18 protein-coding genes and 1 tRNA gene are annotated in these 25,417 nt (G+C 51.4%); 10 read left to right on the top strand and 9 right to left on the bottom strand.

The window, feature by feature from the left end; genetic code table 11:
• Nucleotides 1-8: 8 nt before the first annotated feature.
• The 3 genes from pgmB to MKO97_RS00840 form a co-directional block, all read right to left on the bottom strand.
• Nucleotides 9-665, bottom strand: coding sequence for a beta-phosphoglucomutase (pgmB, locus tag MKO97_RS00850; protein ID WP_241104186.1), 657 nt, complete (start codon nucleotides 663-665; stop codon nucleotides 9-11).
• Nucleotides 665-2,038: an MFS transporter gene (locus MKO97_RS00845; protein ID WP_241104185.1), complete on the bottom strand. Its 1,374-nt coding sequence runs from the start codon at nucleotides 2,036-2,038 to the stop codon at nucleotides 665-667. Before MKO97_RS00845 ends, pgmB begins: the two co-directional genes overlap by 1 nt.
• 162 nt (nucleotides 2,039-2,200) lie before the next feature.
• On the bottom strand, nucleotides 2,201-3,238 hold the full coding sequence (locus tag MKO97_RS00840) for a LacI family DNA-binding transcriptional regulator (protein ID WP_241104184.1): 1,038 nt from the start codon (nucleotides 3,236-3,238) through the stop codon (nucleotides 2,201-2,203).
• A 229-nt stretch (nucleotides 3,239-3,467) separates the two neighbouring features.
• Between MKO97_RS00840 and MKO97_RS00835 the strand changes: the two genes are divergently transcribed.
• From MKO97_RS00835 to MKO97_RS00820, 4 genes are all read left to right on the top strand, one after another.
• The gene (locus MKO97_RS00835) at nucleotides 3,468-6,416 is read left to right on the top strand and encodes a TonB-dependent receptor (RefSeq protein WP_241104183.1); all 2,949 of its coding nucleotides are present in this window, start codon (nucleotides 3,468-3,470) and stop codon (nucleotides 6,414-6,416) included.
• Between the two features lie 12 nt (nucleotides 6,417-6,428).
• Nucleotides 6,429-8,024, top strand: coding sequence for a RagB/SusD family nutrient uptake outer membrane protein (locus MKO97_RS00830; protein WP_241104182.1), 1,596 nt, complete (start codon nucleotides 6,429-6,431; stop codon nucleotides 8,022-8,024).
• Nucleotides 8,025-8,046: 22 nt separating this feature from the next.
• A complete protein-coding gene (locus MKO97_RS00825) occupies nucleotides 8,047-9,099 on the top strand; it encodes a SusE domain-containing protein (protein ID WP_241104181.1) in 1,053 nt (350 codons plus the stop codon).
• A gap of 64 nt (nucleotides 9,100-9,163) precedes the next feature.
• Entirely contained in the window at nucleotides 9,164-12,004 is a 2,841-nt protein-coding gene (locus MKO97_RS00820) for an alpha-amylase family glycosyl hydrolase (protein ID WP_241104180.1), read from the top strand.
• 71 nt (nucleotides 12,005-12,075) lie between these two features.
• On the opposite strand, the gene MKO97_RS00815 is transcribed toward MKO97_RS00820, so the two are convergent.
• The 4 genes from MKO97_RS00815 to MKO97_RS00800 form a co-directional block, all read right to left on the bottom strand.
• Nucleotides 12,076-12,468, bottom strand: a complete 393-nt coding sequence (locus MKO97_RS00815; protein WP_241104179.1) for a biopolymer transporter ExbD — start codon at nucleotides 12,466-12,468, stop codon at nucleotides 12,076-12,078.
• Nucleotides 12,458-13,168 (bottom strand): MotA/TolQ/ExbB proton channel family protein, encoded by a 711-nt coding sequence (locus tag MKO97_RS00810; protein WP_241104178.1) that lies wholly within the window; start codon nucleotides 13,166-13,168, stop codon nucleotides 12,458-12,460. The genes MKO97_RS00815 and MKO97_RS00810 overlap by 11 nt, the downstream gene beginning before the upstream one ends.
• Nucleotides 13,169-13,882: 714 nt before the next feature.
• Complete coding sequence (locus tag MKO97_RS00805; RefSeq protein WP_241104177.1) at nucleotides 13,883-16,108, bottom strand: TonB-dependent receptor; 2,226 nt, start codon at nucleotides 16,106-16,108, stop codon at nucleotides 13,883-13,885.
• A gap of 573 nt (nucleotides 16,109-16,681) precedes the next feature.
• Nucleotides 16,682-16,754, bottom strand: a tRNA-Phe gene (locus MKO97_RS00800).
• Nucleotides 16,755-16,852: 98 nt separating this feature from the next.
• On the opposite strand from MKO97_RS00800, the gene MKO97_RS00795 reads away from it, so the two are divergent.
• The 6 genes from MKO97_RS00795 (at nucleotide 16,853) to MKO97_RS00770 (ending at nucleotide 23,021) form a co-directional block, all read left to right on the top strand.
• Nucleotides 16,853-17,578 carry a type III pantothenate kinase gene (locus MKO97_RS00795; RefSeq protein WP_241104176.1) on the top strand — a complete coding sequence of 242 codons (726 nt, stop codon included), beginning with the start codon at nucleotides 16,853-16,855 and terminating at the stop codon, nucleotides 17,576-17,578.
• Nucleotides 17,568-18,845 (top strand): hypothetical protein, encoded by a 1,278-nt coding sequence (locus tag MKO97_RS00790; RefSeq protein ID WP_241104175.1) that lies wholly within the window; start codon nucleotides 17,568-17,570, stop codon nucleotides 18,843-18,845. Before MKO97_RS00795 ends, MKO97_RS00790 begins: the two co-directional genes overlap by 11 nt.
• A gap of 4 nt (nucleotides 18,846-18,849) precedes the next feature.
• Complete coding sequence (lptC, locus tag MKO97_RS00785) at nucleotides 18,850-19,401, top strand: LPS export ABC transporter periplasmic protein LptC (RefSeq protein ID WP_241104174.1); 552 nt, start codon at nucleotides 18,850-18,852, stop codon at nucleotides 19,399-19,401.
• A 1-nt stretch (nucleotide 19,402) separates the two neighbouring features.
• Entirely contained in the window at nucleotides 19,403-19,594 is a 192-nt protein-coding gene (locus MKO97_RS00780; RefSeq protein WP_241104173.1) for a hypothetical protein, read from the top strand.
• 2 nt (nucleotides 19,595-19,596) lie between these two features.
• Complete coding sequence (locus tag MKO97_RS00775) at nucleotides 19,597-20,859, top strand: hemolysin family protein (protein WP_241104172.1); 1,263 nt, start codon at nucleotides 19,597-19,599, stop codon at nucleotides 20,857-20,859.
• A gap of 101 nt (nucleotides 20,860-20,960) precedes the next feature.
• A complete protein-coding gene (locus MKO97_RS00770) occupies nucleotides 20,961-23,021 on the top strand; it encodes a peptidylprolyl isomerase (protein WP_241104171.1) in 2,061 nt (686 codons plus the stop codon).
• 63 nt (nucleotides 23,022-23,084) lie between these two features.
• Here the strand turns inward: MKO97_RS00770 and MKO97_RS00765 are convergent, their stop codons facing one another.
• Nucleotides 23,085-23,993 carry a GYDIA family GHMP kinase gene (locus MKO97_RS00765; RefSeq protein ID WP_241104170.1) on the bottom strand — a complete coding sequence of 303 codons (909 nt, stop codon included), beginning with the start codon at nucleotides 23,991-23,993 and terminating at the stop codon, nucleotides 23,085-23,087.
• A complete protein-coding gene (locus MKO97_RS00760; protein WP_241104169.1) occupies nucleotides 23,993-25,303 on the bottom strand; it encodes a hydroxymethylglutaryl-CoA reductase, degradative in 1,311 nt (436 codons plus the stop codon). Before MKO97_RS00760 ends, MKO97_RS00765 begins: the two co-directional genes overlap by 1 nt.
• Nucleotides 25,304-25,417: the final 114 nt, after the last annotated feature.

The raw sequence follows: 25,417 nt of genomic DNA, 5'->3' as shown, positions 1-25,417 counted from the left end.
GCAGTTGCTTAATTTTTGATGAGACAGTCAATGAACGCCGTGTCGATGTAGGTAAAGTCCCTGAACAGGTAACGGGCCTCTTTCAGGACACTTTCATCGCCGATGCCGACGCTGGTCATGTGTGCGATATTCGCCGCCTGCACACCCGCAACTGAGTCTTCAAAGACCACGGCCTTTTCGTTTGGTACGCCCACCAGTTGAGCGGCCCGCACGAAAACCTCAGGGTCGGGTTTGGCATTCGTCACATCGTTTCCGTCAACAATGGCGTCGAAGAAACGCATGGTATTGGTTTTTTCCAGGATCGGGCGTGCATTTTTACTTGCCGAACCCAGTGCGACCAATTGGTTTTTTTGTTTCAGGTACTTCAGTACCGGAAGTACACCGGGCAGAATTTCACCTTCGTCCATATTGACGAGGTACGACAGGTAGTCTTCGTTTTTCTGCACCAGCCATTTGTCTTTTTGTTCCTGAGTGGCTTCGATCTTTCCGAGTCCGAGGATGATGTCGAGCGACCGAACCCGGCTGACACCTTTCAACTCCTCATTGTGTTCGGGCGTGAATTCGATGCCCAGTTCATGCGCAATCTTCTGCCACGCCAGGTAATGGTATTTTGCAGTATCGACGAGCACGCCGTCGAGGTCGAAAATGAAGGCTTTTTTATTCATTAATTTGGGGTTTGTCCAGCTACATCCCTGACTTTGAACACCAATGCAGCCGCAATCAGAAATGATACACCACTTGTAATCAATGCAAATATGGCGTCGTCATGGTAAAGGTATTTCACGAGCGGCCCACCAATCAGGGCATTTACGATTTGTGGAATTACGATAAAGAAATTGAAGATTCCCATGTAAACGCCCATCTTCCTCGGTGAGATCGCGCCGGCAAGAATAGCGTAGGGCATTGACAGGATGCTCGCCCATGCGATTCCCACACACACCATGGAAAGAACCAGCCAGTTTTCGTCGGGCATTACATACATTGAGATGAGCCCGATTCCACCGATGATAAGTGACAACGAGTGGGTTAGCTTGCGTCCGATTCGTTTGGCGATGAGAGGCAACGCGAAAGCGAAAACGGCTGATACGGCATTGTACACGCCAAAAAGGATACCCACCCAGTCGCCGGCTGCCTGATAGGTCGGGCTTTTGGTATCGTTGATGGGAAGTCCATAGATGTGGTGCGCAATGGCCGGTGTGGTAAAAACCCACATTCCGAAAAGTCCAAACCATGAAAAGAATTGTACCCAACTTAGTTGACGCATGGTCGTTGGCATCTTTCGGAAATCTTCAAAAATGTCAACGAGACGCGCTTCTTTAAGGGGTTCGACCTCCGCCACATGGTCGAGTGCCAGAGCTTCCGCACTCGCTTTTTCGTCGGAAAACTGCGCCAGTTCATCGGGAGAGTACTCTTTCGTTGTAAGAATTGTGATCATGATAGAAGCGACCAATACAACAGCCCCGATTACGAAGGAATAAATCAAATGGGGAGGAATACCATCCGTACTCTCATTCGACACTCCAAACCAATTGGTAAGGGCATAGGGAAGCCAGGAACCGATTACGGCGCCAAAGCCGATAAGGGCTGTCTGGACACTGAATCCCAGGGTGGCCTGATCATTGCGGAGATTATCTCCCACCAATGCACGGAAGGGTTCCATAGCAATGTTGAATGACGCGTCCATTATCATCAGCATACCGGCACCTACCCATAGCGCAGGTAGGAATGCGACGAAGATGTCAGCCTGAGGCATGAGAACCAAACCAATGGAGGCCAATAGCGCACCTGCCAGAAAGAATGGTTTCCTTCTGCCAAAGCGTCCCCAGGTGTTATCACTGTAATGACCGATGATAGGTTGCACAATCAACCCCATGAGAGGCGCGATGATCCAAAACCAGGAGAGTTCATGAACATCGGCACCAAAGGTCTGGAGAATTCGGCTTGCATTGGCGTTCTGCAGGGCAAATCCCATTTGTATCCCCAGGAAACCGAAACTCATGTTCCAAATCTCCCAGAAGCTTAATCTACGCTTTTCCATATCGTAATTTAAAGGCGTTACGATAAGCGTGTTGCTTATCAAAACTTGAGTTTGTGTTCGAAGCAGGACTACAAGTTCTGATGAATCAGGCGGTAAATATAGCGGAATAATTTCAAAGTCGATGGTTCGACCCGAAATTTAAGAGACCGACGGGGTGCTGCGTTATACGCTTACGGACGTTGACTCGCGTTCGATGAGTTGGGTGTCAATGACCTCCGTACGGTATTGTTCCTCTTCCTCCACGCCGAGTTCTTCGGCCTCGAGTCGCTCAATCAGCATACGGGCGGCTTTCTCGCCCATTTTGATGCCGTTCTGGCTCACAGTGGAAATGGTGGGGGTAGAGTATTGGGAAATGATCCCATCCGTAAAAGCAATGACGGAGAGGTCATTGGGTACCTGAAGTCCGGCTTCCCGCGCCAGTTTTATCGTCGTAACGGCATAGAGTTCATTGACCGCCAACACCGCATCAATACTGCGGTCTTCGAGTAAAGCCGACACCTTCGATTCCAGCTCGCTCTCATCGCCAATCCGGACAATCAGTGCCTCGTCAAGCGGAAGGTCGTTGTCGCGGATCGCTTTGGTGTAGCCTTCGGTACGCAACTTTCCGACACTTACGTAATCTACTGTGGAAAGGAGCGCGATTTTTCGTTTCCCCATCTTCACCAGGGAGACGACGGCTTCGTAGGCCGCCAGTTTGTCGTCGATGATGACTTTATCGCAAAGGACGTCGTTCGTGACACGGTCAAACATTACGACCGGCATGCCCTGGCTAATGGCCTCGTTGATGTGGTGGAAGTCGCCTTTGAGTTGCGTTTCCTTTGACAATGACATGATGAAACCGTCAGTGCTGCCGTTGGCGAGCATTTCCATGTTAAGGACTTCCTTATCGAAGGATTCGTTGGAAAGACACACCACGACGCTGTAGCCGGATTCATTTGCCATTTGCTCGATCCCGCTGATGACCGTGGCGAAGAAATGATGGACGATTTCCGGGATGATGACGCCGATGGTTTTTGTCTTGCGATTTTTAAGGCTGAGCGCGATATTATTGGGTTTGTAATTGTACAGTTTGGCGAAGGCCTGCACCTTCAGGCGGGTGTCCTCGCTGATTTCCGCGCTGTCACGAAGCGATTTTGAAACGGTAGAAATCGAGACATCCAGTTCTTTTGCAATTTGTTTAAGCGTGACCTTTCTTTTCATAGATGAAAACCATGTAATTTTTAATTTCGTAATTATAGTGTTTTTTATTTTTACATCCCGTAAGGATTAGGCTAAATTTGTAGGTAGGCGTGAAAGTTTTCAACACGAAAACGTTTGCGATTCTGTTTTCGAAAGGCCTCCGCCGAGCTAACCGTTTATTTACATACTTTTAACACGTTCGAAGCAGCGATTACACGCTAACTAACTCAATTTTAACCTAAACAGATGTATGAAAACAATTTACACTAAGTTGTTCATTTTTCTGCTGTTACTCCCAGCGAGCATGCTGGCCCAGTCGGTTTCCGGAACGGTGACCGAACAGGCTAGTGGCCTGCCGTTGCCGGGTGCCAGCATCGTTGTGCAGGGTTCCAGTAATGGCACCTCTTCCGACATCGACGGTAAATTTACGCTCAACGGCGTGAAAAAAGGCGATGTCATCGTCGTGTCATCAATCGGATTCACACAACAAACCGTGACCTACAATGGCCAGAAAACCCTTTCGTTTGCGCTGGCTGAAGAGGCATCACAGCTTCAGGAAGTCGTGGTGCAGGTGGGGTACGGTACCACCCGCAAGAAGGACGTCACGGGCTCCGTTACGACCGTCACGGCCAAAGACTTCAACAAAGGTGCCATCGTGACAACTGAGAACCTCCTTAATGGTAAGGTGGCCGGTCTGACCATCAATACAAGTGGTGCTCCGGGCTCTGGCTCCGAGATTCGGATTCGCGGAGGTTCGTCACTTTTTGCCAAAAATGACCCGTTGATCGTGGTAGACGGATTGCCGATCACCAATGACTCTGTAACGGGTTCAACGTCTTTCCTGGCATCACTTAACCCAAACACGGTTGAGTCCATTACCGTTTTGAAAGATGCTTCAGCAACAGCGATCTTCGGTTCGCGTGCCTCTAACGGTGTCATCATCATCACGACTAAAAAAGGGGGTAAAGATGTTCGGGTGGAATACAATTTCCAATACGGATATGGTACCTTAATGGACAAAGTTGATGTGTTGAACGCCGATCAGTTCCGGGCCCTTGTCAATGAGCGCTATGCTGGAAACACAGGAGTGCTTAATCGACTGGGTACGGCCAATACCGATTGGCAGGATGCTATTTACCGCAATACGGATTTAGTAGACAACAACCTGACTGTTTCAGGCACACTTTTCAAGCGTATTCCTACTCGTTTGACCTTAAACAACACGTATCAGGAAGGTCTTCGTCTGACCAACGTTTTCCAGCGTTCGTCTGGAAACATCGCAATGAATCCTACATTCCTGGATGATCATTTAAAGGTGCGCGTGAATGCGTCGTTCAGCCGTGAAAGAAACCGTTTTACTGAAGCGGTGGAAGGTAATGCGCTTCGCTTTGATCCTACACAGCCTGTATATGACCCGACTTCATTTTTTGACGGGTTCAATGAATATGCGGTTCTGGGTTCAAACGGCCTTATCAACAAAATCGACAATCTTGCGCCACGTAACCCTGTGGCACAATTGCTTCAACGCAATGACAATGGTTCGAATGACCGTTTTCTCGGAAATATTGAGTTAGATTATAAATTCCATTTCTTGCCTGAGCTCCGTTTCGTTGCAAACATCGGTTTCGATGAGGCCAACGGTGAGCGCAGACTCAGACTTCCTCTGACTGCTGCGAGCGCTGACAATAATGGAAACATTCCAGTTGGTAACCGTTCAAGGGAAGAGGAAATGCGCCGCAACAAATTGCTTGACATGTATTTTAACTATGTCAAAGGTATCGGCGACCTGAATCTCGATCTTACGGCTGGTTATTCCTACCAGAAATTCCAGAGATCTAAATTCACCTCTGGCAATGAACTGTCGCCGACATATGATCCACTGACGACGCCGGATACCGCTACTGACACTGATCAGGTGTTGATTGGTTTCTTCGGACGTGCCAACCTTAACTATAAAGATAAGTACCTACTAACCTTCACCGGTCGTTACGATGGATCTTCCCGTTTCGCAGGTGCCAATCAATGGGGTTTCTTTCCGGCGGCTTCATTAGCATGGAGACTGAAGAATGAGTTCTTTAAAGACAACAATACGCTGTCAGAACTAAAACTTCGGGTAGGCTATGGTATTTCAGGGCAACAGGACATCCCGGCTGACAAAGCGATCCTTTTTATCAATACCGGTGATACCTATTCACAATACATCATGGGAGATACAGCGCTTCCAATCGTGATTCCTTCTGCCTACAACCCGAACCTCAAATGGGAGGAAACGGCTACCGCCAACGTAGGTATCGATTTCGGTTTTTACGACAACCGTATTTCGGGAAGTATTGAAGGTTTCTACAAGAAAAGTAGTGACCTACTCGTTGAGGCGGCTGTTGCAGACGGGGGTAACTTTTCAAACCGGATCTTCCAGAATGTGGGTAGCTTCACCACGAGAGGTCTCGAACTACAGGTAAGTGCCGACGTAATTAGAAAAGAGAAGTTTAACTGGAACGTGAATTTCAACGCCACTTCCTTCGATCGTAAAATCGATGAACTCATCTATAACACAGACATCCGTATCGGTGAGAATATCGCAGGTACAGGAACACAACTTAACCTGCACAGCGAAGGTTTTGCGCCTTTCTCTTACTACGTTTTCAAGCAATTGTATGACAACAACAACAAGCCAATCGAGGGTGCTTATGCTGACCTGAATGGAGATAATGTTATCAACGACCAAGACCGCTACATTTACCACAACCCTGATCCGGACTTGACACTTGGTTTGGCATCTACCATCAATTGGGGTAACCTCGACTTCTCGTTTAACATGCGTGCAAGTCTTGGATCGCATGTGTTCAACGCCTATCAGGCGGGTAATGCCCAGTTGTCTCTGATTGATTCGGGAACTGCGGCGGTGAATGTGCCTTCAGTAACGCCGCAATATGGCTTTATCAATACCTCAAACGTAGTGCTTTCGGATATTTGGATCGAAGACGGATCCTTCCTGAGGATGGATAACATTACCGTTGGGTATACATTCCCTGAATGGCTCGATAAAAAAGCTTCTCTCCGACTTTCAGCCGGTGTGCAAAATGCGTTTTTGCTTACCAAGTACAGCGGTCTGGACCCGGAGATCACAAACAATGGCGTTGATAAAACAACGTATCCGCGCCAGCGTACATTCCTTTTCGGAGTAAACGTGAAATTCTAAAAAAAAGTTATTATGAAAAATTGGAAATTAAGTATCACTCTGCTTGCAACGGCTCTTTTATCGTTACAGGCATGTACAAGTGACCTAGATCAGTCGCCGAAAGACGACGATGCGTCACTTGCTGACTCGTTTTACGCGTCGCCCTCGGCCTATAAACAAGGCTTGGCGGGTGTGTATGGGAACTTGTCATTGACCGGAACAACCGGCGCCGGCTCCTCCTTCTTGCAGGGGGTAGACGCGGGTACCTCGCAGTTCGGTCGATGTTTATGGTATCTGGAAGACCTCACCACGGATGAGGTAATCTGGAGTTATGAGAATGATGGTGGTGTTCGCGAGCTTCAGCGTAACATTTGGACCGATCAGAATCCAATCCTAATTGGAATGTTCAGCCGTACCATGGCGGAAGTGGCCATCGCAAACGAGTACCTTCGTCAAACGACTCCAGAGAAAGTGAGCGGTCGCGGTCACAACGACCCAGCTCTTCTAGCCGAGATCGAGGACTATCGTAACGAAGCGCGTGTGTTGCGTGCCTATGCGTACTATGTAATGATGGACCTGTTTGGAAAAGCACCGTTCGTCTCGGAAACCGACCCCCTTAACATTCGTGGTCCTGAGTATGATCGTGCGGCCCTGTTTGCGTATATTGAAAGCGAACTGAATGCGGTCATCCCGGACCTGAAACCAGGTCGTGCCAATGAATATGGTCGTGTTGACCAAACCATGGCACAAATGATTCTGGCCAAGATGTATCTCAACGCTGAAGTGTATATCGGAGAGAATCGTTATGCTGATTGCGTTACGCAACTAAACAGCATTTTGGGCTCTGCCTACGCTCTTGAGGCGAACTACCTCGATAACTTTAAGGCCGACAACAACACGTCGACTGAAGTGATTTTCGGACTACAGGCTGACGGTCAGGTGACGCAAAACTACGGTGCTACAACGGTCATCATCAATGGTCAGGTGGGTTCTATCGAAGGGAACGGAAGCCAGTTTGGCGTTGGTGGATGGGGCGGCGCCCTTCGTCTGCGCAAACAGATGGTGCAGAAGTTTGAGGGAGACGATTTCGTTAATGACGAGCGCAATACGATTATTTCGGGTTCTCGCGATGTAGAGATTACGGATATTGCCAATCGCGACCAAGGTTATATTCTGGCGAAATTCAGCAATATTTCCTCGACCGGCGTTCCAGGAACAAGTGGTACTTTCGTTGACACTGACTTCCCTGTATTCCGCTTGGCAGATGCCTACCTGATGTATGCGGAGTGCGCGGTTCGTGGTGCTGCCGGTGCTTCCATTGCAACCGGTACCAACTATGTGAACCAACTGCGTCAGCGTGCCAATAATGGCTCTACTGCTGCCAACATCGCGGATGGTGAGTTGACACTCGACTTCATCCTCGATGAGCGTGCACGCGAACTTCACTGGGAAGCCCACCGTCGTCAGGACCTTATCCGTTTCGGTAAATATACCGGAGGCAGCTACAACTGGGCTTGGAAAGGGAATGGGCAGAACGGTATTGCGATTTCCAACAATTTCAAGGTATTCCCTATTCCGGCGTTGTCAATCGCTTCAAATCCAAATTTGACACAAAACACAGGTTATTAATCAGAAATAAACGAATTAAAAGATGAAAAATATAGTAAAATCGATTGCTTTTGCTGCCCTTTTCACCAGTCTGGTTGGCTGTGAAGGTGAAGACAATTTCAAATATGTTGAACCGGAAGGAGAATTCCAGATTCTCTCTCCTGTGTCAGGTGAGGGCGCTGTATTGAGCCCTGAGACACCGTTGAACCCAGGTCTCTCCCTGACATGGGAAGACATGAACTATGGTACTCCTACCGAAGTTACCTACACCATCGAAGTAGACAAAAGTGGGGATGAGTTCGATACGCCACTCGTATTGACCCAAACAACCAATACCTACGCTACTGTAACGTCTGATGCTCTGAATGGCGCAGCCGTAGGTGCAGGTTTGACACCATTTACCCAAGGCGGTCTTGAAGTACGTATCAAATCGTCTATCGGAAGTAACGACGAAATGCCGCACTATTCAAATGTAATCACCTATCTGGTGACACCTTACTCTACGGATCTTCCTAAGCTGGCCGTTCCGGGTAACCACCAGGGATGGAATCCGCCAACAGCACCACGTATCGCTGCTTCTGCTTTCGGTGAAACCGATTACGAAGGTTATATCTGGCTTGACGGTGGTTTCAAATTCGTAGCGCCTGATCCAGCTGGAAACTTCAACTGGGGTAACACGGATTGGGGTGATGACGGTTCGTTCTCTAATGCACTCGTTGAATCAGGTGAGTCTGATTGTAGCGCTGCTGCCGGTTACTACCGCGTACGTGCCAACACCACGACCCTCGTGTATTCTGTTGAGCCAACAACCTGGGGCATCGTAGGTGCCGCTACACCAGGTGGATGGGATGCCAGTACAGCGTTGACGTACAACTCCACTAACAAAACCTGGGAGGGTGACGTTACGCTTTCTGCAGGCGAGTTCAAGTTCCGTGCGAACAATGCTTGGACTATCAACCTCGGCGGCGATCCGGATGAAGATGGTTCTATGAACTATGACGGTCCAAACCTCTCAGTAGGTGCAGGTGGTTCTTACCATGTCGTTCTTGACCTTAGTAACCCACGCAAGTATTCGTACACGCTGACTGCGAACTAAGAAACATTTTAAACATAAGGAAGGGCTTTGCTTGCAAAGCCCTTTTTTTCCATTAATCCAGGCTATGAAAAAAGTTGTATTGCTGTTTGCAATTATGTTTGGCTTTTGTGTTTCGGCGCAAATCACTACCACTCCCTCTCCGCCTGAGGCCAACCAGGCAGTTACCCTATTCTTCAATAAGGCGGGTACGGGTTTGGCGACCTATAACGGCACCATCTATGCACACATGGGTGTGACCGTCAATAATGCTACCTGGCAGAACGTAAAGGGGAGCTGGGGGAATAATACCACACAACCGGCCCTTACATTGGTGTCCGGTACGACCTACAGTCTGACTATCACTCCGGATCTTTACACCTATTTTGGTGTATCCAACTCTGCGGCTCTTACACAGATTTGTGTCGTGTTCCGCTCGGATACAGGTGGCCAGCAAACCACAGACTATTTCGTCAACATAGGTGCGTTCCAGGCAACTTTAACGGCTCCGGCACTTAACAGCACGACCATTGTGAATTCAGGTGGAAGCCTCGCTATTACGGCGAACAACACTAACGGAAACGCATCGTATAACCTGTTGGCCAACGGAACCAGTATTTATACGTCAAACGGCGCTACCTTCAGTTATACCGATTCCAACATTACCACCAATAAAAACTACGACCTCCAAATTACGCAGGGCGTTACCACGTTCTCCCGTCAGTTCGCGGTGGTCGTGAACCCGGGAACCGTGTCGCAGGCAATGCCGACCGCTATGGAAGATGGAATCACCTACAGCGATGTCGACAACACGAAAGCCTGGTTGGTGCTTACCGCTCCGGGAAAGGATTTCGTTTATGTAGCCGGAAATTTTAACAACTGGCAGCCTGACACGTCCTATGCGATGAAACGCGATCCGTCGACCCAGAAGTTCTGGATCGAGTTGAACGGACTTACCCCCAATGCCTACAATTATTACCAGTATTGGGTGGTGGATACCACACCAACGACCAATTCACCGGCGTTGGTGAAAACCGCCGATCCCTACTCGACATTGGTCGTAAATCCGTATGATGATCCGTATATCCCGGCAGCCAATTATCCGAATATGCCGGTTATGCCGGCCGGACAAAGCCGCGATGTGACCGTTCTGCAAACCGGACAAACGCCATATAACTGGCAGGTAACCAACTTCACAAAACCGAAGAAAGACGACCTGATTGTATATGAAGTGTTGGTGCGCGATTTTGATGCAGATCGTTCCTACCAAAACCTGATTGATCGTATCGAGTACTTTAAGAACTTGAAAATCAATGCAATTCAGTTGATGCCGGTAATGGAGTTCGAAGGCAACGAAAGCTGGGGATACAACACTTCGTTCCACATGGCACTCGATAAGTTCTATGGCTCTGCGACAAAATTCAAAGAGTTCATCGACCTCTGTCACCAAAACGGTATCGCAGTCATCCTTGACGTTGCGCTCAACCACGCCTTTGGACGTAACCCAATGGTACGTATGTGGATGAAAGATCCCGATGGCGACGGATGGGGAGACCCTGCGGCCGACAACCCGTATTTCAACGAGTTTGCGAAACACTCTTACAGCGTAGGGTCTGACTTCAACCACTCGTCTGCCTTGACCAAGACCTACGTCAAACGCGTCATCAAACAATGGATCGAAGAATTTCATATCGACGGCTTCCGTTGGGACCTTACGAAAGGCTTCACCCAGAACTGTTCCGGAGGCGATGACACGTGTACCAACGCCTATCAGGCTGATCGTGTTGCGGTGTTGAAAGAGTATGCTGACTATTCGTGGCAGCTTGACCCGACGCACTTCGCGATTTTCGAACACCTCGGTACCGATAACGAAGAGCAGCAGTGGGCGAACTACCGCCTTAACGAGACGCCAAGCAAAGGGGTAATGATGTGGGGTGAAATGACTTACCAATATTCGCAGTTGATGAAAGGCTATTCGCAAGACGGCGATATCTCGCGTATGGGCAACGTATCGCGCGGTTTTACCGCTAAGCGTCTTATCGGATATCCAGAGAGCCACGACAAAGACCGTATGGTCTATGGCGCGATGACCTTTGGTAACTCAAATGGTGTGTCACCGCTCAACAACCTGAACAATTCGCTTACGCGGATGTCAACACTGGGCGCGGTATCACTTTTGGTTCCCGGACCTAAAATGATCTGGCACTTTGCCGAGCTTGGATATGACGATTCCATCTACACCTGTACGAACGGTACGGTGAATACCGAATCGGATCCAACCGCGGGTGACTGTAAACTGTCGACCAAGCCACAGGAGCAATGGACCAACAACTGGTTAGGTGTTCCGGCCCGTCTCGCGGTATACAATAACTGGTCAAAGATGATCAATATGAAGATCAACGAGCCGGTGTTCGAAGGGGATTATGCTATAAGCCCTGATGGTAACAACATTCGTCAGCGCATCTACGTCTATAATAATGCATTGCCGGCCAACCAGTTGAAAAATGTCGTGATTATCGCAAACTTCTCGGTAGCCGCCCAGAACATCAACCCGAGTTTCCCGTATGCCGGCACCTGGTACAACCTGATGGACAACACGTCTATGAACGTCACCAATACCACCGCCACGATTTCAGTGCCGGCAGGTGAGTTCCGTATCTACGGTAACCAGCTCGCGACATTGGGCCAGGAAGAGTTCGATACCATGGAGAACGTCATGCTGTATCCCAACCCATCGTCCGGGTCATTCCAAATCAATACGGATGCCGACGGCGTAGAAGTGTTCAGCATCACCGGCCAACGCGTGAAATCGTTCCCGCGCACGGCTATGGGTGATACCTATCAGATAGGAGACCTTCCAAACGGGGTATACCTTGTAAAAATCAGCCAGGGCAGTCGCCAGAAAACGGTGCGACTTGTTCGGCAGTAATGTGAGTTAGTTATAAAGAAAAAGCCTCCCGGATTTCCAGGAGGCTTTTTTATTTTGACGCGTCGCAACGATTATTTGGCCGTGGCGATCGAGAAATTCAGTTTCAGTTCCGAACCAATCTGAAGCACGTCGACTAAGTCTTGCACCTGCAAATCCTTCGGAATACGCACAATTACGGTTTTATCACCCCGCTCGGTCGTCAGGCGCTGCAACTCGTCGCGCAATTGCGTGAAATCGACCTGTTGCTTGTCGAGGTAATAGAGTTTGTCGTCGGTCACCGACAACGTCAGGTGGTTCTTGTTCGTGTGTTCGGTCGTCTTCGCTTTCGGAAGCATCAACCGGATCACATTCGGATTCGCCAAGGTCGAAATGATCAAAAAGAACAACAACAGGAAGAACATGATGTCGCTCAGTGATGCCGTCGGGATCTCAGCGTGGAAACGCCGTGTTCGCTTAATGGCCATGTGGTTGCTGGATTACGTTGACGATCTCAAACGACTGCTTCTGCACCTTAAGCACGAAGCTGTCGATCATCATGTTGAACAAATGGTAGGCGGAATACGCGACCACACCGACGACGAGTCCGGAGCCCGAACTGATCATCTTCTCATACAGACCTTCTGAGATGTTTCCGATACTCACGTCGGAGGTCTTCGAAATCTCATAGAAGATCCGGATAACACCCGAAATCGTTCCGATAAACCCAAGGATAGGCGCAATACCCGAGATCAACCCCAGATACCCCAGTCCTTTTTCCATTTGGGCCACTTCGATGTTGGTTTGCTTCTCCATCGCCGACTCAATCTCGCTGATCGGCCGCCCGATGATCGAAATGCCCGCATGCAGGATGTTACCCGTGGCCGCCGGCGTACGGTGGCACAGCATCAACGCGGTTTCGATTTTACCGGCACGGAGTTGCGACTTGACATCGCTGACCAGTGTGGCGTCTTGTTTCGTGGCCTTTTTGATCGACAGGTACCGCTCGATGATGACATACACGCAGAAGAACAACAACAGGATAATCGGGATGATCAGGATACCCCCTTTCATCAGGAACGAGAAATACGAGATGTCGCCCGCAGGCGCCGTTTTCGCAGCGGTCTCGGTAGCGCTGGCAAGGGTGTCGTTTACGACTTCTGATTGTAACGATAAGAAAGAAATCATGCTAAATCGGTTTGGTGTGAAGGGTTATCGACAAAAATAGCGATTTTTTATCGCTGGGTCCTGCCAGCATAACGAGGTTTTTGAAGATAAAGTATGGCATCGCGGAAAGTACGCCCCTCATGGAGTAGGATGGCTGGGCGTTCCGGCGCTTGCTTAGTAGGCAGTAGGCAGTCGCAGTGGGCATTAGTACCACCCAGTCGCGGTCGCAGTCGGCGCCGTCGGGCTATTCGTTCCAAGTCCTCGCTCGTGCCTCGCTGCGGGCTTTCCACTGCTATCCCTAACGCAACAGGCTTCAAAGAACGGTAACTTTCGGTAGAATGGGGACGTTTCTTTACGAGATGCAACGGATCCTACATCCGCGCCATCGATACAAGAGGCGTCCTGTTCTTTGAAAAGGCAATGTTCTTTGAAGCCTTTCGCGTTAGCGATCGCAGCATTGTTTGAGCTCTTTTGCCGCGACCGACCGTTAGGGAGCGGCAAAAAGCGAGTGCGGAGAGCGCGACGGCGCTTTTGAGGAGTTAGTGGTTAGTAGTCAGTGGTCGGTAGTCGGTGGTCAGTGAGTAGTAATTAGTGGCGCCGGAACGCCTTGATCAGTCGCAGTCACAGTCGCAGTCGCAGTCGCAGTCGCCGTCGCAGTGGCAGTGACAGTCGCGGTCGCAGTCTCATTGGTAACTAACCACCGACCACTGACTACTAACTACTAACCACTTATCACTATATTTTGAATCCCACCGACATATACACCGTACGTCCTTCGCCTGGCAAAATGCCCGGACCCGGGTAGCCACCCGAACGGCGTGTAGCATACGACTCGTCTGTCAGGTTGTTGATGCCTGCCTTGATGTTGTAATGCTCGAGGAATTTGTATTCAGCTGACAGGTCATACAGGTGGTACCCGTCGAGCAGGCCGGTCGTGCCGTTGGCCGACGGTTCGTAGGTGTTGTTCGCATCGGTGAAAATGCGCCCTGAACGGCGGTGTTGTAAGGTGCAGGAGAACTGCGAAGTGCTCCATGACAGGCCGAAACTGTGGATGTAGCGCGGTGCATTCTCTACGCGGTTACCCGACAGGTTGCCTTCGGTGATCACCACATTCGGCGCGGTGCCAGTCGTGGTATAGGTCCTGAAATCGGTATAGCGTGCGTCGATAAAACTCATTGAGGCAAAGGCGTCGAGGCTGCCGTAGGTGTTCTTGCAGCCAAACAAAGCCGTGAGGTTGACGTTCATGAAGCTTTCGATCCCTTTGTTGACCGACTCGCCCAGGTTGGTGCGGTAGAGGTAGGTGCCCTGCGACGGGTCGTTGTTGACGAACTGGCGAACACCCCCGATGCGGTTGTTGTATTTCAGGTAGAACAGGCCGACGTCAAAGTTCAGGATGTCACGGTATTTACCACGGTAGCCGAAGTCGGCGTTGAACCCATCCGCGTCTTTCAGGTCGGGATCGATCACGTCGGTTACGGCCGGCGGCGTCAGGTCAGAGAACAATACCGGACGGTAGGCCTGCGAGATATTCGCATAGAAATTCGTCGATCCGAGGCGGTATTCAAGTCCGAGGCCGAACAACGGCTTGCTTCGGTCAATAGTTTCATTTTCAAGCATCACCGGGTTGCCGCCGCTGATACCGAAACGGCCACCCGCTTCTGACTGGATGTTTTCGTAGCGGACTCCGGGTGTAACGCTGAAGTTGTCGGTCACCTTGAACTGGTTTTCCGCGAAGAACGCCACGTTGCGCGTTCTGAAGTCGAGGTCGCGGGCGAAGTCGCCTTCGATGTTCAGGTCGAAGTTCGAGCCTGTGCTGCCCCGGCCTTCCTGTCTGCGTTGTGTTTTCGCCTGGTAGACGCGCACGCCGAACGCCAGGTTGCTCTTCACCTTGCCCAGGGCATATTTGAAGATACTGCGGGTTTCAAGTCCAAAGTTCTCATAATCGTCGCGGTCGACACGGCGGTGGGCATAGGCGTTCGTAGCCGGGTCAATGGCATCGGCCACGTTCGCCGCACCCGTAAACCCGACGCTGTTGCGCGCGCTGATGAGTCCGAAGAGTTTGGCGTTGAAGCTCAGGCGGTCGCTGAACTGGGTGTCGAGTTGCAACGAGAAGACGTTCCACGGCGTGCCGAACCAGTTGCGCTCACGGTACGACTTGCGCGGGTCGTCTTTGAACTGCGCGTCGGTGAGGCCACCCGGTTGCTGCATTTCGTAATCCATATTGGTGTACTCGGCGGAAAGCTCCGTTTTTGAGCCGAACCGATACCCCACGAAAGCATACGTATTGCGCACGTTATAGCGGTTGTTCTGGCGCCAGCCCTGTCCGCTGCGCGAGTCGTTATACACATAATACGACCACTTTTTATAGGTGCCGCCGATGGCGTTATACGAACTCAGCAATTGGTAACTGCCAACGGTGTTTTGGGTTTCGAAGGTGAACGCCTGTTTGCGCTCGCGTTTCAGGATATAGTTGAGCATGCCGCCGAACTGTGGGCCAAACTGCAGCGAAGCGCCGCCCCGCACGATCTGGATGCTTTCCACGGCCTCCATCGGGGGGTTGTAGTACGCTTCCGGATAGCCGAATACGTCGGATGAAATATCATACCCGTTCTGGCGGGTGTTGAATTCCCAACTGCGGTTCGGACTCAACCCGCGTACGGCCACGTTCACCTGTATGCCCGAGGCTTCGTTTTCCCAGATCGTCACGCCCGGCACCCGCGAAAAGATCTCGCGTGCTTTGTTGGTGGCGAAGTTGCCGTTGATGTTGCCGAGTTTCAGCACTTCGTTCTTCTTGCCTGAAAACAATACGTTGTTTTTGATTTCGGGCAGGCGTTCCGGACTTTGGGGTTTGGGGCTGATGCGGATCGTGTCGAGCGCCACCAATGAATCTTGTGACTGTGGCAGGCGTTGGGCGTAGGTCGATGCGGTGACGGCCAGGCCGAGGGCGAGTAGGTATTTCATGCGAAAGCGTTATTTTTCGCCCGCAAAAATAGGCTAATTTTATTTAGACAAATTACAAATAGAAAAATATTTCAAGTTTTTTTAGGGCGTTCCGGCGTCTGCCCACTAGTGCCCGCGGCGGTCTACTTCCAACTGCCTACTTCCAACTGCCCACTGCCAACTGGAAAAGCGCCGTCGGGTGCTATGCTGCAAGTCCTCGCTCGTGCCTCGCTGTGGGCTTTCCGCGTCGCCCCCTAACGCGGGCCGCGGGAACTGGGGTTGTAAAATGGAAGGAAAGGGCAGCGGCCATCGGCCCGTTACTTACATAAAAGCGCGTAGGGGGGACGTTACGAATTTGTCACCATAGACGCTTTATATACGCTTTATATACGCTTTATCCAGGCAGTATCTAGGCAGTATCATGGTTGGAGGGGGGAGAGAGGAGAGGGGAGAGAGGAAAGAAGCAAGACGCAAGAAGAAAGAGGAAAGCGGAGCGGTCTTAAAAATGGTGGGTCCCGGGTGAGGTGAGTACTAAGGAGTGCGGGAACGGTGTGTAAATGAAACAAAAAACCCGAGCGTGAACTCGGGTTTAAGTGGTACCTCCAGGAATCGAACCAGGGACACACGGATTTTCAGTCCGTTGCTCTACCAGCTGAGCTAAGGTACCTCGCTAATGCGGCTGCAAATATAGAAGGATTTTTAATTGTTCCAAAAGAAAAAACATAAAAAAATCTCTTTGTACCTTCGCCCCGAAACCCTGCCAAAATGATCCTTGCCGTCGATATCGGAAATACCCGCACCAAGGCCGCTGTCTTTCAGGAAGGTGCGCTTTTAGAGGTGTGGGTCCTCGACCGACAGTCGCCCGTATCCGACATCGCACCCCTTCTTTCGAAGTACGCGGTGCGGCAGATTGTCCTGGCTTCGGTCACGGCCGTCGGCGCCGAAGAATGGCAGTCGTTCGGACTTCCGGTATACGCCGTCAATCGCCAGTCGCCGCTTCCTTTTTTCAATGCCTACGGCACGCCCGACACCCTCGGCATCGACCGCATGGTGTTGGCGTCGGGCGCTACGCTGGCCTATCCGAAGCAACACCGGTTGGTGATCGATGCCGGCACCTGCGTCACCTATGATTTTGTAGATGCCGACGACCGCTACCACGGGGGCGCCATCTCACCGGGGCTCCGCCTTCGCTACGAGGCGTTGCACCGCTATACGGCCAAACTGCCGCTGCTGCACACGGGGGAGCCGACGGGCCTGATCGGCGATTCGACGGCGGCTTCCATCCACTCGGGAGTAGTCAACGGACTTGCGCTTGAAATCGACGGTTTTATCGCCTCGCTGGTGCAGGAACGGCCAAACTTTACCATTATTTTAACGGGCGGCGACACCGAAATTTTGGCTAAACGATTAAAAAATACCATATTTGCCCATCCAAATTTCCTGCTGGAAAGCCTGGTGCGCACGTTTCAATATGCCCAACATGACCAATAAGTTCTTTGCCGGCCTGCTCCTCTTTGTATCCGCCGGCCTTTTTGCCCAAAACGGGTCGTCATCGCCTTACTCTTTTTATGGTATAGGTGAAATCGTTGCAGGAGGTACTGCCGACGCCCGGGCCATGGGAGGCATCGGTGTTGTATCCGACAGTATCCACATCAACCTTCTCAATCCGGCCGGTTATTCGGTGCTTCGCCGTACGACCCTTGGGGTCGGAGGGATGCACAACCGTCTGCTGCTGACCACCAACGCCGATAGCGACCGCGCCACCAGCACCAACCTGAACTACATCGCCGTTGCCATACCGTATAAAAAATGGGGCTTCGGCTTCGGACTTATGCCCTATTCATCGGTCGGGTACCGCCTGGCTTCGAAAACGGTGTCTTCTATCGACAGTGACCAATACGATCTTAGACAGTATTCGGGTTCCGGAGGCGTCAACCGTGTCTTCTTTGCCGGCTCTTACGCCCTCAACAACAACTTTAACGTGGGGTTGCAATACGACTTTAATTTCGGACAGATCGAAAATATCAGCCTTGAGCGTCCGTATGGCGTGCAACTGGCAAAGCGTGAAAACGTCAATTCCGACCTACAGGGCAATACGCTGACGGTCGGGGCGCATTACAAAAGACAGTTTGCCAAGAAATATGATTTTTACGTCAGTGGCGTATATGTGTTTGAAACCAATCTTCGACATACGGCCACCCGAACGGTATCCACGGTTTCGATTTCGGCCAATGACGACCAAACGGTAGTCGACACGGAGGAAATCGCGAGTGGTGCTTTCGAAACGGTTACATTGCCGGCGCGTTTCACCTTTGGCTCTGGCTTCGGACGCGCCCGCAAATGGCTGGTCGCCGCAGAAGCGTCCATCGCGTCTTCGGGTTCGGGCGGACGCTTCGATATCACCGATGGCAGCGGCAATTCGCTGATCGGCTACAACAAATCGGCACGTTACAGCCTGGGTGGTTACTTCATCCCGCGCTATGATGCCTATAAAGGGTATTTCAAACGGATCGTGTACCGTGCCGGTGTCCGCTATGAAGATACCGGATTGAATATCGAAGGGAACAAAATCGAAGACCTGGCCGTGACGTTTGGTTTTGGCCTGCCGATGCGCGGCACGTTTACCAATATCAACCTGGGCTTCGAACTCGGCCACCGTGGCACCCGGGCCGGTGGACTTATCCACGAGAACTACACCAAGATCAGCCTGGCGTTCTCGTTCAGCGACCTGTGGTTCATCAAGCCGAAATACGACTAATACGATGCGCCGTCGTTTGCTTTTCATCCCCTTTGGTGTGTTGGCACTTTCGCTGACGGCTATCGGATGCGGGAACAGCCTGAACGACGTACGCAAAATTTACTTCTCGGAGTTCTCACCTACGGGCGAGGCCGATGACATCGACGTAAAGTATACCGACTCGGGCCGCATCGGTGCGGTGCTGGTGAGTCCGAAAATGCTCGACTACGCGACCGTCGATTATCCCTTTACCGAGTTCCCGAAAGGGGTCAACGTTACCTTGTATGACAAAAAGGGACAGAAAACCTTCATCCGTTCGGACTATGCCGTGCAGTTCAAAGGCACTGAATTGATCGACCTTCGCGGAAACGTGACCATCACGTCGGAAAACGGCAGCGTGATGAATACGGAACAGTTGTATTTTGACCAGAAAAACGATTGGTTTTATACGGAAAAACCGTTTACCTTTAAGAATCCTAAGAGTGGCTCGACCCGCGGACAGGGGATTGATTTCAGCAAAGATTTCAAACGTGTCAATTTCCAGCGTGTCTCCGGACTCATAAACGAAAGCGAATAACATGAAATACCTATCCATCACCCAATATGTATATGTAGTATTGGCGTTCGTGCTCTTCTACATGGCCTACGAAAAGTGGTCGCTTGACACCGACGAAAAATGGTTGATGCTGGCGTTGGGCGTTATGTGTACGGTGTTGTTTTTCGTACGTTACCGCTTCATCAAACGGCTGAGGGACCGTCAACAGAAATAACCATGGACGTCTTTGCCATCCTCGTCTGCCTGTTTCTGTCGGCATTTTTTTCGGGGATGGAAATTGCTTTCGTCTCCTCCAATAAAATCTTTATCGGCATCGAAAAGTTGCAGGACTCGCCGTCCGGACGCATGCTGGCGCGCATTTCAGCGTATCCCGCCCGTTTCATCGTGGCCCTGTTGCTGGGAAACACGGTGGCCCTGGTGGCCTACGTCTATTGTATGCTGCCCTATCTGCCGGCCTTGACCGAGGGCTGGGGACTGGGGCGCAGCGGTGTCACGGCACTGTTGGTGCAATTAGCCCTGACCACGCTGCCGATTTTGCTGGCATCGGAGTTTCTGCCGAAGGTCTTTTTCCGCAGTTATGCCAACCAGGCATTGAAGGCCCTGGCACTTCCGGCGGGTGTCTTTTATTGGATGGTTTCGCCGCTGGCGGGGGCGTTGCTGCATTTGGCCGACTTTATCCTGGTTCGGGTATTCCGTTCGCGCAACCGCACCGACTTTCCGCTTTTCAGCCGGGCCGATCTCGGGGCCTATATTTCCGAACAACTTGACGCCGAGGGTGAAAAGGCGGTGGATATGGAAGTGCAGATTTTCCGGAATGCCCTTGAATTCTCGGGTATCCGGGCGCGCGACATCATGACGCCCCGCACCGAGATCACGGCGGTGTCGATCGACAGTTCGCTGGAGGATCTTCGAAACCTGTTTATCGCGACGGGTTATTCCAAGATTCTGGTCTTCCGTGAATCGCTCGACGATGTGGTCGGATACGTGCACTCGTTTGATATGTTCCGACAGCCTGCCGATATTGCGTCGGTTGTGATTTCAGCCGAATTCGCACCGGGTGTGACGCCCATCCGCGACCTGCTCAACCAACTCACCCGGAAACGGCGCAGTGTGGCCCTTGTGTTGGACGAGCACGGTGGCACGGCGGGAATGGTCACCACCGAAGACATTGTGGAGGAACTATTTGGGGAAATCGAAGACGAGCACGACCAGGGCCGCCGGGTGGAAGAGGAGGTAGGACCACACGAATGGCTGTTCTCGGCCCGGCTGGAGGTGCGGTATCTCAATGATACCTACGCACTTCATTTGCCGCAACACGACGCCTACACTACCCTGGGGGGATTGGTGGCGTATCATACCGGTTCGCTTCCCGGTCGGGGTGATGTGTTGCAGGTCGGCGATTATGCTTTGGCGATCGAAGACTCCACGGCCCATCGCATCGAAACCGTGCGGGTTACCCTGCATGTGCCACAACGGTAACGCCCCTGCCTAAAAAATAGCGAAAATGTAAAGGATGGTTGTGTTTATTACACAGATAATTGTATTTTCGCAAACTGAATTTTTAAACACGAAACAAAGCAATGGCAGTTTTATCAAAAATCCGGCAGCGTGGCGCGCTCCTGATCCTTGTAATCGGTTTCTGTCTCCTGGCGTTTATCGTACAGGATCTGTTCCAGGGAGGCATCTTCTCGGATACCCGCAACGTAGGAAGCGTCAATGGTGAGGATATCACGTATGAAGCATTCAACAAGAAGGTGGGTGCCATGAGCCAAAACGGTCAGGCCGGCCTTAACGCCGTCAATAATATCTGGGAGCAGGAAGTCACTATTTCATTGGTGAACGCCGAGTTCGAAAAACTGGGTATCCGCGCTACCGACGCCGCTATCAACAAAGCACTCGAGCAGTCGCAAATCGGCCAGAATCCGCTCTTCCTGAACCAGGCAGGCAAATTCACCCGTGCCAAGTTCGATGAGTTTTACCGTTCGAACAAAGAGCAACAAGCCTTCCTTGATACCCAACTTGAGCAGGCTGCCCTTACGGCTAAATACATGCAGTATGCCGCCCTTATCAAAGGCGCGATGTATACGACTTCAACCGAAGGCAAAATGAAGTATGAGATGGAGACGAAGAAAATCACGTTCGATTACGTGGGTGTACCTTTTTCTTCTATCAAAGACAGCGATGTGAAAGTCTCTGACGATGAAATCATCGCCTATATGAAAAAAGACGAGAAGCGTTTCAAATCAGACGAAGTTCGCGAACTTGAATACGTACTTGTTTCAGATAAAGCATCGCCGGCTGACGAAGAAGCGGTGAAAAAAGAACTCGAGGCCTCCATCGGAGCAAACGATTCGGTTGCCGGACTCGCGAACGCAAAAGACATTGCCGATTTCGTAACCACCCATTCGGAACTTCCGTATGATTCTACCTTCGTAGCGAAGCAAGACCTGCCTGCGCAATTCGTTGAGCAGTTGTACAACCTTCCTGTTGGTGGCGTATTCGGTCCTTACAAAGATGGCGAGTACTACAAAGCCAGCCGTATGGTAGCGAAAGATGCCGGTGCGAAAGTACGTTCAAGCCACATCCTGATTTCGTATAAAGGAACGCCGGTTGCCCAAAACAACCCAGCGATTACCCGCACGAAAGAAGAAGCAGAAGCAAAAGCAAAAGAAGTTTTTGCCGCCGTAACGGCCAATCCTGACAGCTTCATGCTGCAGGCGATGACGAATTCTGACGATACATCCAAGCAACAGGGTGGTGACATCGGATTCCAACAAAAAGGCGGTCCACTTACCAAGAAGTATGCGGATTATATCTTCAACAATCCGGTTGGTAAAATCGGTTTGGTGGAAACCGAATTCGGTTACCATATCGTAAAAGCAACAGAGAAGCAGGACGGCGTTCGTCTGGCTACCATCGCCAAGAAAATCGAGGCTTCGAAAGAAACCAGCGACAAGGCATATGCCGACGCACAGAAATTCGAAGATGCTGCGAAAACAAAAGACTTTACCGCGACAGCGAAGTCGTTCAAACTTACCGTTAACCCTCCGGTAAAAGTGAAGCCGGTTGACGACAACTTTGGTGTTGTAGGAAGCCAGCGCCAGATCGTGAAGTGGGCGTTTGACAAAGCTACCGTGGTAGGTGACGTGAAGCGTTTCGACATCCCGAACCAGGGAAGTGTCATCGCGAAACTGAAAAAAATCAATCCGGAAGGCCTGATGGCAGTGGAAGACGCACGTCCGGCTATCGAACCACTTCTTAAAAACAAGAAGAAAGCGGAATTGATCAAAGCGAAAATGAAAGGTGGCTCACTGGATGCCATCGCGAAAGCCAACAATACTACGGTTCAGACCGCAACCGACGTGACTATCGAAACGACGATGCTGGCCGGTGTGGGTATGGAGCAGAAGGTAGGTGCTGTAGCCAGCGTTACCAAAGTAGGCAAAATGTCGGCTCCAATCGAAGGTAACAGCGGTGTGTATGTAGTCGTAACAAAAGCGGTTACGGAAGCTCCGGCCCGTAAAGAGTACAAAGAGTTCGCTGCGAAACTGAACGGTATGAATGCATCGGCTCCGAACCGTGCTATCCAGTCGCTTCGCGATAATGCCGATATCGAAGATAACAGGGCCTTGTTCTACTAAGAGGCTTCTCGTTTCCCAACAAAAATCCCGGTTGTAACACCGGGATTTTTTATTTGTGGATGGTTACAGGATCATGTCGCGGTAGGGGACGATGGTCTCGAAGCCTCTATCCTGGAAATAGGCATGTGGATCTTCTTGGGTAGCCGCGAGGATAAAGTCGCCGCCCCATCCGCCCAGGCTTTTTATCACGCCCTTAAAGTCGCGGAACTGCCGTTTCTGGATAGGATCCCAACCTAATACACCACTAAGTAGTTCCTCATGTTCCACCAGCAGCGACATGAAGTTATCGAGTTTACCCGTGTGCACCAGGGCATGACTGATATCGGTTATCATCTGTAATTCGCGCGCCGTCGCCTGTCGCCGGTTGCGGTAGTGCGCGATAGACGCCCGGCTGTCTTGTTTTTGGTTGAGGTACACGAAATAGAGGTGTTCGGCAAACACCGGTTGGAACGGTGCGGTTGTCACAACAGGTTGTCCGTCCTGAAGCTGGTAAAAAATAGGATGCGCCGATCCGGCACAGGCAATATCATATCCGCTTCCACCCAGGGTCCGACGCGATAATTCATACGGATCGATATCGAACCATTTCGCCACGGCATAGAGCAGGGTAGAAGACGAGCCGAGTCCCCAAAGGCGTGGGAACGTCAGGGTCGCCACTACATCATATCCAGAGGCCTCCAGCGCCCCACGATGCATCGTATGGGCTGCATGCAGGATGCGTGCCAACGTCAGCGCAACCGGATCGTCTGTTTCGGCCTGTCCGCTTGCGATTTCCTCCCAGGTAAAGGTGGCTTCGAACCAAATGCCATGGTCGGCATCCCGGCTTCGCCATCTGACTACCCGTTCCGCATGGGGTGTTATGATGAATTCCTGGCCGAAGCGAGTGGGAAGCGCCAGGGCCGTGGCTCCGTCCAACACGAGGTATTCGCCTGTCAGGAGTAATTTGCCATTGCCATAGATGCGCTGTTCCACTAGTTGCGTAGTTGCGAAATGAAGGCGTGCACCGCCGCGTGCGTAACCTCGGCTTTCGAGAAATGGGCCTGGGCCTTTTGGCGTTCCTCTTCCGAAGCGTTGACTTGGTTGAGGATGTTATTGAGGTGCATTTTCATGTGTCCTTTTTGGATGCCCGTCGTGGTAAGGGAACTCACCGCGGCGAAGTTCTGCGCCAATCCGGCCACGGCTACCAATTGCATCAGGTCGCGTGCCGACGGTTTTCCCAACATTTCCAAAGAGAGTTTCACGAGGGGATGGAGCGAGGTGAGTCCGCCAATCGTACCCAGTGCCAACGGAATCTCGATCCAGAACCGGAAGATGCCGTCTTTGATCTCGGCGTGCGACAGGCTGCCGTAGCGTCCGGAGCGGGCAGCGTAGGCGTGAATGCCGGCTTCCACCGCGCGAAAGTCGTTGCCGGTGGCCAGCACGACGGCGTCGATGCCGTTCATGATGCCTTTATTGTGTGTGACGGCACGGAAGGGTTCTACTTCCGCTATGCGCACGGCCGTCAGGAATTTTTCAGCGAAGGTAGCCGGGTCTGGAATGGTTTTATCCGCCAGGTCTTCTACCGGGCAGGCCACTTCCGCGCGCACCAGGCAGTTCGGCACATAATTCGAAAGGATGCTCATCACGACGTCGGGCGTTTCCGTCTGGAAGTCGGGATAGGTCTGCGCCTCCGCCAATAGCGTCCGGGCAAAATGCTCGAGGCAGGAATTGATGAAGTTGGCGCCCATCGAATCGACGGTTTCGAAGGTCGCGTGCAGTTGGTAATAGCCCGGGATGAGGGCGGTTCGGTCACGGAGTTCGATATTCCGGATGCCACCCCCGCGTTTTTGCATATTTTGGGTGATGAGGTCGGTGGCCGCCACCAATCGTGGTTTCACGAGTGAAAAGAAGGCGTGCAGGGCAGCCGGATCGCCTTTGAACAGGAAGTGCACCTGGCCGATTTTCTCGGTATCGATGACGGAGGCTTTGAATCCGCCGCGTGTTGACCAGAACTTCGCCGCCCGTGAGGCCGCGGCCACTACGGAACTTTCCTCGATGACCATAGGCAGCGTGTAATAGGTGCCGTTGACCACGAAATTGGGTGCTACGCCCAGCGGCAGGTAGAAATTCGAGATCGTATTCTCGATGAATTCATCGTGAAGCCGTTGGAGTTTTTCGTCCTCATTCCAGTAGCTTTTCAGCAGGGCAGTCGCCTCGGGTGGGTTCGCAAAACAGTGTTGGGCCAACCATTCGATTTTTTCCTCTTTCGTGAGTCCGGAGAACCCGGAAACGGCTTGTGTCATCGCAATTTTGTTCTGTGGGCACAAAGATACGGGTTTCGATGGCATCCGCGATGCGTGGGCGAGAGCGTTAAAAACACCGAAAGCCGTGCAAAATTGCCGTTTATTGCATTTTTT

Origin of the sequence: Flavobacterium sp. HJ-32-4 (genome assembly GCF_022532105.1) — a bacterium.
GTDB lineage: Bacteria > Bacteroidota > Bacteroidia > Flavobacteriales > Flavobacteriaceae > Flavobacterium.
This window is presented reverse-complemented; position numbering and strand designations above follow the sequence as displayed.